General features: G+C 46.1%; 12 protein-coding genes and 2 tRNA genes. 13 read left to right on the top strand and 1 reads right to left on the bottom strand.

Translation table 11 applies throughout. The features are described 5' to 3' along the window. Nucleotides 1–59 precede the first annotated feature (59 nt). The 12 genes from ICN45_RS01870 to ICN45_RS01815 all read left to right on the top strand — a co-directional run bounded on the left by ICN45_RS01870 (nt 60) and on the right by ICN45_RS01815 (nt 8788). Nucleotides 60–136, top strand: a tRNA-Val gene (locus ICN45_RS01870). A 107-nt stretch (nt 137–243) separates the two neighbouring features. After that, entirely contained in the window at nt 244–2166 is a 1923-nt protein-coding gene (gene thrS, locus ICN45_RS01865) for a threonine--tRNA ligase (RefSeq protein WP_216172422.1), read from the top strand. Between the two features lie 33 nt (nt 2167–2199). Further along, nucleotides 2200–2733, top strand: coding sequence for a translation initiation factor IF-3 (gene infC, locus ICN45_RS01860; RefSeq protein ID WP_439650792.1), 534 nt, complete (start codon nt 2200–2202; stop codon nt 2731–2733). A 153-nt stretch (nt 2734–2886) separates the two neighbouring features. Beyond that, nucleotides 2887–3084, top strand: coding sequence for a 50S ribosomal protein L35 (gene rpmI / locus ICN45_RS01855; protein ID WP_011902674.1), 198 nt, complete (start codon nt 2887–2889; stop codon nt 3082–3084). 25 nt (nt 3085–3109) lie between these two features. Beyond that, nucleotides 3110–3475, top strand: coding sequence for a 50S ribosomal protein L20 (gene rplT / locus ICN45_RS01850; protein ID WP_011902675.1), 366 nt, complete (start codon nt 3110–3112; stop codon nt 3473–3475). 28 nt (nt 3476–3503) lie between these two features. Further along, entirely contained in the window at nt 3504–4550 is a 1047-nt protein-coding gene (pheS, locus tag ICN45_RS01845; RefSeq protein ID WP_216172420.1) for a phenylalanine--tRNA ligase subunit alpha, read from the top strand. 32 nt (nt 4551–4582) lie between these two features. After that, on the top strand, nt 4583–7039 hold the full coding sequence (gene pheT, locus ICN45_RS01840) for a phenylalanine--tRNA ligase subunit beta (protein WP_216172418.1): 2457 nt from the start codon (nt 4583–4585) through the stop codon (nt 7037–7039). A 45-nt stretch (nt 7040–7084) separates the two neighbouring features. After that, a complete protein-coding gene (locus ICN45_RS01835) occupies nt 7085–7408 on the top strand; it encodes an integration host factor subunit alpha (protein WP_216172416.1) in 324 nt (107 codons plus the stop codon). Then, nucleotides 7386–7736 carry a MerR family transcriptional regulator gene (locus ICN45_RS01830; RefSeq protein ID WP_216172414.1) on the top strand — a complete coding sequence of 117 codons (351 nt, stop codon included), beginning with the start codon at nt 7386–7388 and terminating at the stop codon, nt 7734–7736. Before ICN45_RS01835 ends, ICN45_RS01830 begins: the two co-directional genes overlap by 23 nt. Nucleotides 7737–7761: 25 nt before the next feature. After that, nucleotides 7762–7838, top strand: a tRNA-Pro gene (locus tag ICN45_RS01825). 28 nt (nt 7839–7866) lie between these two features. Then, nucleotides 7867–8319: a PaaI family thioesterase gene (locus tag ICN45_RS01820; RefSeq protein WP_216172412.1), complete on the top strand. Its 453-nt coding sequence runs from the start codon at nt 7867–7869 to the stop codon at nt 8317–8319. Between the two features lie 184 nt (nt 8320–8503). Beyond that, complete coding sequence (locus ICN45_RS01815) at nt 8504–8788, top strand: H-NS histone family protein (RefSeq protein ID WP_216172410.1); 285 nt, start codon at nt 8504–8506, stop codon at nt 8786–8788. Between the two features lie 63 nt (nt 8789–8851). Here ICN45_RS01815 and ICN45_RS01810 read toward each other — a convergent pair whose 3' ends face one another. Next, nucleotides 8852–9550 carry a helix-turn-helix domain-containing protein gene (locus ICN45_RS01810; RefSeq protein WP_216172408.1) on the bottom strand — a complete coding sequence of 233 codons (699 nt, stop codon included), beginning with the start codon at nt 9548–9550 and terminating at the stop codon, nt 8852–8854. A 299-nt stretch (nt 9551–9849) separates the two neighbouring features. Between ICN45_RS01810 and ICN45_RS01805 the strand changes: the two genes are divergently transcribed. Then, nucleotides 9850–12705 (top strand): 2-oxoglutarate dehydrogenase E1 component, encoded by a 2856-nt coding sequence (locus ICN45_RS01805; RefSeq protein WP_216172406.1) that lies wholly within the window; start codon nt 9850–9852, stop codon nt 12703–12705. The last annotated feature ends 16 nt before the right edge of the window (nt 12706–12721 follow it).

Below are 12721 nucleotides of genomic sequence, written 5' to 3'. Positions count from 1 at the left end.
AATCCGCTAATGCTGGCGCTGTGCCAAGAAGTCAGTCAATAGGGTAAAATCCTCTTTTTAGGCTCGTAGCTCAGCTGGTTAGAGCACCACCTTGACATGGTGGGGGTCGTTGGTTCGAGTCCAATCGAGCCTACCAACGAATAAGACCCAAGCGCGGTTGCCCAAAGCTACCGCGCTTTCTTTTTAGTAGATGTCTGTAGTGTCGTAGTAAATAATGCCGTTGATAAACAAAATGGAGTCACCATGCTTGTAGTTACTCTGCCCGATGGATCAAAACGTGAGTTTGAGGCCCCAGTTCGTGTTGCGGATGTTGCTCAAAGTATCGGTAGTGGTCTTGCAAAAGCAGCTTTAGGTGGCATCGTTGACGGCAAAATGGTCGACACCAGTTTTGTGATTGATCAAGATAGTCAATTAGCGATCATCACTGATAAAAGTCCTGAAGCACTAGAAATCATTCGACACTCCACTGCGCACTTATTGGCATACGCCGTTAAAGAATTATTTCCGGAAGCGCAAGTAACCATTGGCCCGGTTGTAGAGAATGGTTTTTATTATGACTTCTCTTATCACCGTCCCTTTACACCAGATGACTTAGCCGCTCTTGAAAAGAAGATGGCTGAGCTTGCTAAGAAGGATGAGCCTGTAACACGCACTGTGATGCCGCGTGATGAAGCTGTCCAGTTTTTTAAAGAGCAAGGCGAGCACTACAAAGCAGAACTCATTGCCAGCATTCCGCAAGGCGAAGATGTTTCTCTTTATGCCGAAGGCAAGTTCACCGACTTATGTCGTGGCCCCCATGTCCCATCGACTGGAAAGTTAAAAGTATTTAAATTGCAAAGTGTTGCCGGTGCTTATTGGCGCGGCGATAGCAAGAATGAGATGTTGCAGCGGATTTATGGCACAGCCTGGTTGCGCAAAGAAGATCAAGATGCGTATTTGCTCATGTTGGAGGAAGCAGAGAAACGGGATCACCGACGCCTTGCCAAATTACTGGACCTCTTTCACTTTCAACCTGAGGCTCCCGGCTTAGTGTTTTGGCATCCAAAAGGCTGGTCAATTTGGCAAGAGCTTGAGCAATACATGCGCCGCGTGTATCAGCAAGAAGGCTATCAAGAAGTGAAGGCCCCACAAATTTTGGATCGGGGTCTTTGGGAAAAATCAGGCCATTGGGAGAACTACAAAGAAAATATGTTCACCACAGAGTCAGAGAATCGGGCCTATGCATTAAAGCCCATGAACTGTCCTGGCCATGTCCAAATTTATAACTCAGGCTTGCATAGCTATCGTGAATTGCCATTGCGTTTTGGTGAGTTTGGTCAATGTCACCGCAATGAACCCTCCGGTGCGCTGCATGGCTTAATGCGCGTGCGTGGTTTTACACAAGACGATGGTCACATTTTCTGTACCGAAGATCAGATTCAGCCTGAAGTAGCGGCATTTGATAAGGCGGTACGCGCTGTTTATCAAGATTTTGGCTTTACCGAGGTTGCAGTGAAATTAGCCTTACGTCCCGCAAAGCGGGTTGGTGACGATGCGATTTGGGATAAAGCGGAAGAGGCCCTGCGTGGCGCCCTAAAGGCTTCTGGCCAAGAATGGGAAGAATTACCAGGCGAGGGCGCTTTTTATGGTCCCAAGATCGAATATCACCTTAAAGACTCAATTGGACGTACCTGGCAATGCGGCACGATTCAGGTAGATTTCTCGATGCCAGCGCGTTTGGGTGCTGAATACGTTGCCGAAGATAACAGCCGTAAGACCCCAGTGATGCTCCATCGGGCAATCGTGGGCTCTTTAGAGCGATTTATCGGTATTTTGATTGAAAACCACGCTGGAAACATGCCTGTATGGCTTGCTCCTACCCAGGCGGTAGTCCTGAATATCTCCGGAAATTCTGCTGCATATGCACAACAAGTGCAGCAATTGCTGAAAAAACAAGGGTTTAGAGTGGAATCCGATTTGCGGAATGAGAAAATTACGTATAAAATACGCGAGCACGCATTACAGAAGATCCCATTTTTGCTAGTTGTTGGAGATAAAGAGTCTGAAAGTAATACGGTGGCCGTTCGTGCCCGTGGCGGAGTGGATTTAGGCGTAATGCCTCTTGATGCCTTCGTTGCCCGACTCCAGCAGGATATATCCCAGAAAGTCGGACCCGAGCCTAGCTAGGGGTGGAGTGGTCTTTATTGTTTTTTTAAAGGAATTAAGAATATCGCTACTGAAAAATTGCAGCGCATTAACCGGGAAATTACTGCTCCTGAAGTGCGTTTGATTGGAATTGATGGAGAGCCCATCGGTGTAGTTAAGTTGAGTGAAGCCTTGGCTTTGGCGGAAGAGAAAGAAACCGATTTGGTGGAAATTGCTCCAACTGCTGAACCACCTGTAGTTCGAATCATGGACTTTGGGAAATTCAAGTACCAAGAAGCGAAGCGGATGCATGAAGCGAAGCTGAAGCAAAAGGTGATTCAGGTGAAGGAAGTGAAATTCCGTCCTGGCACTGATGATGGTGACTACGGTGTGAAGCTACGCAATTTAATCCGCTTTTTGGAAGATGGCGATAAGACAAAGATTACGTTACGGTTTCGGGGTCGTGAAATGGCCCATCAAGAAATCGGCGCAAGAATGTTGGAACGTTTGAAGTTGGACCTTGTAGAGCATGGCCAAGTTGAACAGTTTCCAAAAATGGAAGGCCGCCAGATGGTGATGGTATTGGCTCCCATTCGCAAGGCTAAGTAAAAAGGCAACTCGTAAGAGTGATCTTTTTCTTAAGTAGGGAGGCATCAGCAGTGAATAACTGAAGATGCTGGCAGTTTGAAGTGCTTCTAGGTACAGGAAGCGTAACCGTCGGTTACCACCTATGTTGCACAAGTGTAGAAGAAGGGGTGCTTTATGCCCAAGATGAAGAGCAAGAGTAGCGCGAAGAAGCGCTTCACGGTTCGCGCAGGCGGAACGATTAAACGAGGTCAGGCTTTTAAACGCCACATCCTCACCAAGAAGACCACTAAGAACAAGCGTCATTTGCGTGGTTCCACAGAAGTTGCGAAAGCTGACGTTAAGTCAATTCGCTCCATGCTTCCTTACGCTTAACCTCAGACTAGATTAGGAGAATCAAATGCCAAGAGTCAAACGTGGGGTTACAGCAAGAGCCCGTCATAAAAAAATCACTGATGCCGCAACAGGTTATCGCGGTCGTCGTAAGAATGTATTCCGTATTGCAAAGCAAGCAGTTATGCGTGCTGGCCAATATGCTTATCGTGACCGTCGCAATAAGAAACGGGTATTCCGCGCTTTATGGATCGCTCGTATCAATGCGGCAGTTCGTCAGCATGACATGACCTATAGCGTATTCATGAATGGTATGAAGAAAGCTGCGATCGAACTTGACCGCAAAGTCCTTTCGGATATGGCCATTGCTGACAAAGCGGCTTTTGCTGCTTTGGTTACTCGGATTAAATCCGTAGTAAACGCTGCAGCTTAACTCTTAGTTTTTTAAAAACTAAGCTGCAATGGTTGCTCTCGACCACATTGTCGAGGATGCTAAACGCGATTTCCTTGGAGCTGCCGATGCGGCAGCTCTAGAGGACGCGAAAGCCAAGTATCTCGGTAAGTCAGGTGTTCTCACTGAGCGTTTAAAAGCGCTTGGTGGAATGTCGCCTGAAGAGCGCAAGAGTGCTGGCGCCCAAATAAATCAAATCAAAACTCAAGTTGAAGTTGCATTACAAGATCGTCGTCAAGCGTTAGCAGATGCCGTGTTGATGCAACGTCTTGCGGCAGAGTCTATTGACGTTTCCATGCCTGGCCGTGGCCAAGCCGTAGGAAGTTTGCATCCTGTGATGCGCACCTGGGAACGCGTTGAAGAGATCTTCCGTTCCATTGGTTTTGATGTAGCTGATGGCCCTGAAATTGAAACCGACTGGTTTAATTTCACTGCCTTGAACAGCCCTGAGAATCATCCTGCACGTTCGATGCAAGACACTTTTTATATTGATGGCAAAGATGCTCATGAGAAGCCTTTGTTATTGCGTACCCATACCAGCCCCATTCAGGTCCGTTATGCGAGTGAACATGTTAAGAAATATGCTAACGCAGAGGTAATGCCACCAATCAAAGTGATTGCACCAGGCAGAACCTATCGTGTCGATAGCGATGCGACGCATTCACCGATGTTTCATCAGGTCGAAGGTTTATGGATTGCTGAGAATGTTTCCTTTGCAGACCTCAAAGGCGTGTATACCGATTTTTTAAGAACTTTCTTTGAAACAAACGAATTACAAGTGCGCTTCCGTCCATCGTATTTCCCATTTACAGAGCCTTCTGCAGAAATCGATATGGCTTTTGCAAGTGGCAAGCTTGCTGGCCGTTGGTTAGAGATTTCTGGAGCAGGACAAGTGCATCCAAATGTCTTACGTAACATGGGCATTGATCCAGAGCGCTATACCGGCTTTGCCTTTGGCTCTGGTTTAGAGCGTTTATCGATGTTGCGTTATGGCGTAGATGATTTGCGTCTCTTCTTTGAAAATGATTTGCGTTTCTTAGCGCAGTTCCCCGCTTAACACATCAACATTACGAATTTTTATAGAGCACTATGCAATTTTCTGAATCTTGGCTCCGTCAGTATGTGAACCCAGCGCTTGATAGCGATGCATTGGGTCATGCCATGACGATGGCGGGTTTAGAGGTAGAAGAGCAGCATTCAGTTGCGCCTGCATTTACGAAGATCGTTGTTGCACAAATTCTGTCTGCAGAACAACATCCCGATGCAGATCGTTTGCGTGTTTGTAAAGTAGACGCTGGTACTGGTCAAGAACTCCAAATCGTTTGTGGCGCACCAAATGCCCGTGTGGGAATCAAGATACCCTGTGCCTTGGTAGGCGCTGAATTGCCTCCAACAGAAGTCGGGGGCAAGCCTTTCGTGATCAAGGTAGGCAAGCTTCGTGGTGTTGAAAGTCAAGGCATGTTGTGCTCGGGTCGTGAGCTGGGCCTAGGAGATGATCACGAAGGGATCTTAGAGTTAGCTGCGGATGCACCCGTTGGCAAAGATATCCGTGAATACCTAAATCTAGATGATCAAATCTTTGTAATCAAGTTAACCCCGAATAAAGCAGATTGCCTTTCCTTAATGGGAATGGCTAGAGAAGTATCCGCCATTACGGGTGCCGCACTCTGTGCGCCTCAATGGAACACACCAAAATCATCAATCCAAGACAAGCGTACAGTCACTATTGAGAATAAAGACCTCTGTGGCCGCTTTGCCGGTCGTGTAATCCGTGGCGTTAATCCTCAAGCGAAAACACCTGACTGGATCGTGCAACGTTTGGCAGGCGCTGGTCAAAGAAGTATTTCAGCATTAGTGGATTTATCTAACTATGTGATGTTAGAAATGGGTCAACCAAGCCATGTGTTCGATATTGACAAGCTAGCGGGCGATATTACTGTACGTTGGGCAAAAACGGGCGAAACACTGGTGCTATTAAATGGGCAAACAGTCACATTACAAGGCCCAGACTCTGCAGGCAAGATACAAGAGGCCGGTGTGGTTGCGGATCAGAGTGGTCCAGTCGCTCTTGCAGGAATCATGGGCGGAAATCATTGTGCTGTTAGTGACACCACTACAAATATCTATGTTGAAGCAGCTTATTGGTTACCGTCAGCAATTCAGGGGCGAGCCCGCCGTTTTAACTTCAGTACGGATGCAGCGCATCGCTTTGAGCGTGGGGTTGATCCACAAAATACCGTTCATTGCCTTGAGTATCTGTCTTCACTCATTCTCGAGGTGTGTGGTGGTCATGCTGGTCCAGTAGATGATCAAGTTTTAAATGTGCCAGAGCGTAAGCCAGTCAAAATGCGTTTGGCTAGAGCGGAAAAAGTCATTGGTATCCCACTTACTAAAGAAGTAGTCGCCGATGTCTTTCAGCGTCTTGGTTTTGAATTCAAACAAGAGGGTGATGTCTTTGTTGTAACGCCACCAAGCTATCGCTTTGATATTGAGATTGAAGAAGACTTAATAGAAGAAGTCGCGCGGATGTACGGCTTTGAAAATATTCCTGATCAATCACCAGTTGCTGCATTAAAGATGAGTGCCAAAGCTGAAGCGAAGCGCGGTATTCATTTGCTGCGTCAGCGTTTTGCTTTGCATGGCTACCAAGAGGCGGTGAACTTTGGTTTTACTGATCTCGAGAGTGAACAGCGCCTAACAGGGGTAAGCGAAAAAGAGGTCATTGCCGTCCTTAACCCGATTGCAAACCAATATGGCGTGATGCGCAGCACTTTATGGGGCGGTTTACTGCATAACCTCAAGGCTAATTTGAATCGAGGAGCAGGGCGTGTGCGCCTATTTGAGGCTGGCCGGGTATTTAAGCGCGATTCTAGCGTTAAAGAAGAGGCCGGCAAAGTAGCCGGCTTTCATCAAGCTCAGAAGATTGGTGGCTTGGCTTATGGCTCCTTTGTTCCAGAGCAATGGGCAAATGCCACAAGAGCAGTTGATTTCTTTGATGTGAAAGGGGATCTTGAGCGGGTTTTAGATCCTTTACATTTTGTAACTGCAGCCGCACAACACCCAGCTTTGCACCCAGGGCGATCTGCACAAGTTTTGCTACAAACGAATCAAGGAAGGGTTGTCATCGGCTGGATTGGTGAATTGCACCCCGGTTTACAACAGGTCTACGAGTTAGCGCAGGCGCCAGTCTTATTTGAATTTGATTTAGAGCCTATTCGGGATCTTGGCTTGCCGATTCCAGAAGAGTTATGTAAGTTTCCAGCAGTGCAACGCGATTTAGCTCTAGTAGTGAAGCAAACTATTTCGACACAATCATTACTAGATGCAATGGCAGCTACTAAGCAAAATTTTGTTCGTACAATTGAACTCTTTGACGAATTTAAACCTAAGGCTGGATCGAGCAGCATGGCAGATGATGAAAAGAGTTTGGCTTTCCGCATCATCCTGTTAAACCCTAATGAAACATTGCAGGACCCCCAAATTGATGTGGTTATGGCCGCATTATTGGACGCAGTAGAAAAAAAATGTGCAGCCCGTCTGCGCTAGGTTTAGTATTAGATAAACGTCAAAAAGTTACAGAAGAGATATGCAATGAGCGAAATCATGAGCAACGACACCGTTACCAAAAATGAGTTATCAGAGGCTCTCTTTGATCAAGTTGGTTTAAATAAGCGCGAAGCAAAAGATATGATTGATGCCTTCTTTGATCGCATTGGTTACTCTCTTGAAGCGGGTGTTGAGGTTAAGATTTCTGGCTTTGGTAATTTTCAATTGCGTAATAAATCGGCTCGTCCTGGCCGCAATCCAAAAACAGGTCAAATGATTCCGATAGCAGCACGACGTGTAGTTACTTTTCATGCAAGTCAAAAGCTTAAAGATGTAGTGGAGTCACATGCTCGAGAAATCCGAGTTTGAGGCTAGCTCGGCACTCCCGAGCTCCCAACTTCCTCCAATACCGGCTAAGCGCTATTTCACCATTGGTGAGGTAGCCGACCTTTGTGGTGTGCGTTCTCACGTTTTACGTTATTGGGAGCAAGAGTTTTCACAACTCAGCCCCCAAAAACGCCGTGGTAACCGTCGTTACTACCAGCATCATGAAGTCGTATTGATTCGCAAAATCAGAACTTTGCTTTATGAAGAGGGCTTTACGATTAGCGGTGCTAGAAATCGTCTTGATGAAGTCCGCGGCGAACTCCGTCTACGTGATGAATTGCAAGCTGTTCTGCAAATTCTGTCTAAATAGTTACTGATACAATTTTCTTTCTCGTCGGGGCGTAGCGCAGCCTGGTAGCGTACATGCATGGGGTGCATGTGGTCGGAGGTTCAAATCCTCTCGCCCCGACCATTTTTGTTTTGGTGGTCTAATTTAAGCCATGAAAAACACTGTCGATGCTTCTGCCAATCCAAACTCAACTCCCAACTCATCTCCCGACGTAACTCCCACCAGTTACTTCGGTTTACATATTCCGTTTCTAGATCACTTGGGGGTTGTACCTGAGTATGCCAAGGATGGAAAATCTCGAGTGACTTTAGATTTAAGGCCCGAATACACCAATAGTTTTGAGGTTGCCCATGGTGGCCTCATCATGACTTTGCTCGATTTTGCGATGGCTGCGGCAGCCCGAAGCGCTTCGAATCATCCACTAGGCGTCATTACTATCGATATGACCACCAGCTTTTTACGCCCAACTGTGGGCAAGATTGTGGTGGAGGGGGTTGTTCTAAAAGCCGGGAAAACAGTCAATTACTGTGAGGCAGTGGTTTTAAATGAAGCCGGAGAGCTTACGGCTAAATCCACCGGTACCTTTATTCTGAGAAGACCTTAATAGAATAGGCGATTATATTATTTATAATGATTATGTTGGTTAATCATAGGAAACAAGATAAACCTCTAAAAATAAAGGTTTAAATACCTTAATAAGTATTGATTAATTCATTCAGATATATATAATTCTCTGTTAATAGATTAGATTTTCTATTGTAAATAACCTATTCCCGGAGAAAAAATATATGTCTTCTTATAAAGAACTATTGGCTCAGCGCGAGCAATTAGATAAACAGATTAAAGAGGCAATAGCCCACGAAAAGGCTGATGGCATTACCAAGGCAAAGGTCATTATTGAGCAATATGGCTTAAATGCTTCAGATTTATTTAGTCGTAAAGCAGGCGGCAAGAGTGCTGGTGGCAAAGTTGCCCCTAAGTATCGCAATCCTGCTACTGGTGACACTTGGACTGGTCGCGGTAAGGCCCCAAAATGGATTGAAGGTAGGGATCGTAGCAGTTACCTAATCTAACTTAGCACACTTAAAGTCAGTTAAAAGGCCGCGGAAGCGGCCTTTTGCTTGTTATTTTGGCACTTAAGCGCACTTCCTACTTAAGGCCTCCAAGAACAGGGGTTCTAATCGTTCATGCCGACCCCCCTGAGGCCAAGACTGCTCGTTTTCTGGATTGGTGGCGGGGTAGCCAATAATGAGTGGATTGAGATCTATTAGCCCGTTTTCTAGCTCTTTTTTAATGTGCTCATTTAATTGGCTTCTCTGGCTATTATTTTCATCGACGAGCACTACTACTCCCGGATGAAGCTCTATAAAACCTTCATCTACTAGAATAGGTATTCTTTGTGTGTCCTTGTTTTTACTCAGATAATGGATCAAATGAACCTGTTCAACCGGGGGTATGAGGGCATCTAGGAAGATGAGATCGGGGGCAATGGAGACGGCTTTCATTAAGCCCTCCAAGCTATCTACCGCCACTTCCATTTCCACCTTGAGCTGCCATTCTTGCATTGAGTCCAAGAGATCCTGGCTATTCTCAATTCTACGAAAAATGCCCATGGCAATACAGTGATGGCTCGTTTTTTGCCGCATGGCCCTTTTTCTTCTCTGAAGTTGTTGCTCTAAAGAGCTGGATAGGATTCTGCGATGACCCCCACGAGTCTTCCAGGCAACCAATTCTCCTAGTTCAACCATTTTTTGTACGGTACCAAGTGAAACTTGCAAAACCTTTGCGCTTTGCCTTGTACTGAGGTATTCCATTTCTGGGGTGATGGTTTTCATATTTCCCTTAATTTCATTAATTCATTTGAAGATTTAGAGAATAAAAATCAAAACAATTTCTATCTGTCAGTCAATCTTGAAAGCACAGTAGGAAAGTTCTTATTAATGACTGTTCATGGGGAATACCCGCCAAAATCCATGAAATGAGGGAAAGCCCTTTAAGTAATCGTGGTTAATCGTGTTAAATTACTGAGGTAGTAACAGTATTTACATAGAGCAACTCGTAAAGCGGTAAAGCCGTGTAACGAGTGGTTATAACCACAGTTTTTATTCGGGAAACCCGATGAAAGGTGAGCATTATGATGCAGGAACAAAGAGATAATTCCTATCTCTTCGGCGGCAACGCACCCTACGTAGAGGAGCTCTACGAATCCTACTTGCATGATCCGACTTCAGTAGAAGCGCATTGGCGAGATTATTTTGATAACGTGAAACAAGTCCCTGCTGCGGACGGATCCTCTCGAACCGACATCGCGCATGCGCCGATTGTGGCTTCTTTTGCAGAGCGAGCTAAGCAAGGCCCGATCAGAACCATTTCTGATTCGGCTGACTCCGACTTGGGACGAAAACGCGTTGCTGTTCAGCAATTAATTGCCGCATATCGAAATGTCGGTAATCGCTGGGCAGATATTGATCCATTGAAGCGCACTGAGCGCCCAGACATTCCTGAATTGGATCCCGCTTTCTATGGCTTTACTGATGGCGATATGGATATCGTCTTCAATACTAGTAACACCTTCTTTGGCAAATCTGAAATGACCCTGCGTGATTTATTGCAGGCATTGCGTGAGACCTATTGCGGCACGCTAGGTGCTGAATATATGTATATTGCCGATCAAAAGATTAAGAAGTGGTGGCAAGAAAAGCTAGAGTCGATTCGTTCGACCCCGAAATTCAATGTTGAAGAGAAGCGCCAGATCTTGGATCGCGTTACTGCGGCCGAGGGCTTAGAGCGTTATCTCAATGCGAAGTATGTTGGTCAAAAACGCTTCTCCCTCGAAGGTGGTGAAAGTTTCATTGCTTGTATGGATGAAGTCATTCATGAAGCTGGTGCCAAAGGGGTTCAAGAGATTGTCATTGGCATGGCGCACCGTGGCCGTCTCAATGTCCTGATTAATACCTTGGGCAAGATGCCAAAAGACTTGTTTGCCGAGTTTGAGCACAAAGGTCCTGAAACCTTGCCTGCTGGCGATGTGAAGTACCACCAAGGTTTTTCTAGTGACATCTCAACTCCAACTGGCCCAGTTCACGTTTCTTTAGCCTTTAATCCTTCTCACTTAGAGATTGTGAATCCGGTAGTGGAGGGTTCAGCACGTGCTCGCATGGATCGTCGTGGTGATGTATTAGGTCAACAGGTCTTACCTGTGCTGGTTCATGGCGACGCTGCAATTGCTGGTCAGGGGGTTATGCAAGAAACCTTGTCTATGGCAGACGTACGGGGCTACTCTACTGGTGGCACGCTGCACATTGTGATCAATAATCAAATTGGCTTTACAACCTCTGATCCACGTGACTTACGTTCAAGCTTGTACTGCACCGACATCATGAAAATCATCGATGCGCCTGTACTGCATGTGAATGGTGATGATCCTGAAGCAGTTGTATTGGCAACTCAGTTAGCGATAGAGTTTCGCACTCAGTTTCATAAAGATGTGGCCATCGATATTGTTTGCTTCAGGAAACTGGGTCATAACGAGCAAGATTCGCCAGCGATGACTCAACCCTTGATGTACAAGATCATTGCCACGCACCCTGGAACTCGTAAGCTGTATGCCGACAAACTAGAGGCCGAGGGGACCTTGCCTACGGGTTCGGGAGAGCAGATGGTGAAGGATTACCGAGCGGCGATGGACGCTGGGATTCAGACCTCTGATCCAGTCCTGAGTAATTACAAGGGTAAATTTGCAGTAGATTGGTCACCATTTTTAAATAAGAAATGGACTGATGAGGCTGATACCGCTATTCCGTTGACGGAATGGAAGCGCTTAGCGGAACGGGTTTCTACTGCCCGTGAAGGTTTTAAAGTGCATCCCTTAGTTGAAAAAGTTTTAAATGATCGTGCCGCCATGGGACGTGGTGAAGTGAACATTGACTGGGGTATGGGCGAGCACATGGCGTTTGCATCCTTAGTTGCCAGTGGTTACCCAGTCCGCCTATCTGGTGAGGATAGTGGTCGAGGGACCTTTACGCATCGCCACGCAGTTTTGCACAATCAAAATCGCGAAAAGTGGGATACCGGTATTTATATCCCCTTACGCCATATTGCTAAAGATCAAGCACCATTTTTGGTAATTGATTCGATCCTCTCTGAAGAGGCTGTGCTTGGATTTGAATATGGATACGCTTCAGCAGAGCCAAATACCCTAACAATATGGGAAGCCCAGTTCGGCGACTTTGCTAACGGTGCGCAAGTGGTTATTGACCAGTTCATCGCTTCAGGCGAAGTGAAGTGGGGTCGTGCCAATGGTTTAGTCATGATGTTGCCACATGGATATGAGGGTCAAGGTCCTGAGCACTCATCTGCGCGTCTTGAGCGCTTTATGCAGTTGTGTGCTGATACTAATATGCAAGTGATTCAGCCAACCACTGCATCACAGATCTTCCACGTCTTACGTCGCCAGATGATTCGTCAGTTCCGTAAACCGTTGATCTTGATGACTCCAAAATCATTGCTGCGGAATAAAGAAGCTGCCTCTCCTTTATCGGAGTTTACGAAAGGTGGATTTCACACCATATTGGGTGAGGTCGATGACACCATCGATTCAACATTGGTAACCCGTTTGATTATGTGCTCTGGCAAGGTGTATTACGACTTGGTGAAACAGCGTACAGAGAAGAAGATCACTGATGTTGCCATCATTCGTTTGGAGCAGTTGTATCCGTTTCCACATAAAGCCCTGACTGCCGAATTGAAGAAATATCCAAAGTTGGAAGAGGTAATTTGGTGTCAAGATGAGCCACAAAACCAAGGCGCTTGGTTCTTTGTCCAACACAATATCTTGGAAAATATGACTGATGGCATGAAGTTGGCTTACGCAGGCCGTCCTGCATCGGCTTCACCTGCCTGTGGTTATGCTCATCTACACCAAGAACAGCAGAAGTCTCTATTGAATACGGCATTTGCCAAACTAAAAGGTTATGTGATTACGAAATAATCGTGTTCATAACCCA

Source organism: Polynucleobacter alcilacus, assembly GCF_018881545.1.
GTDB lineage: Bacteria > Pseudomonadota > Gammaproteobacteria > Burkholderiales > Burkholderiaceae > Polynucleobacter > Polynucleobacter alcilacus.
Note: the sequence above shows the minus strand (reverse complement) of the source record. Positions and strands in the feature narration are given on the sequence as shown.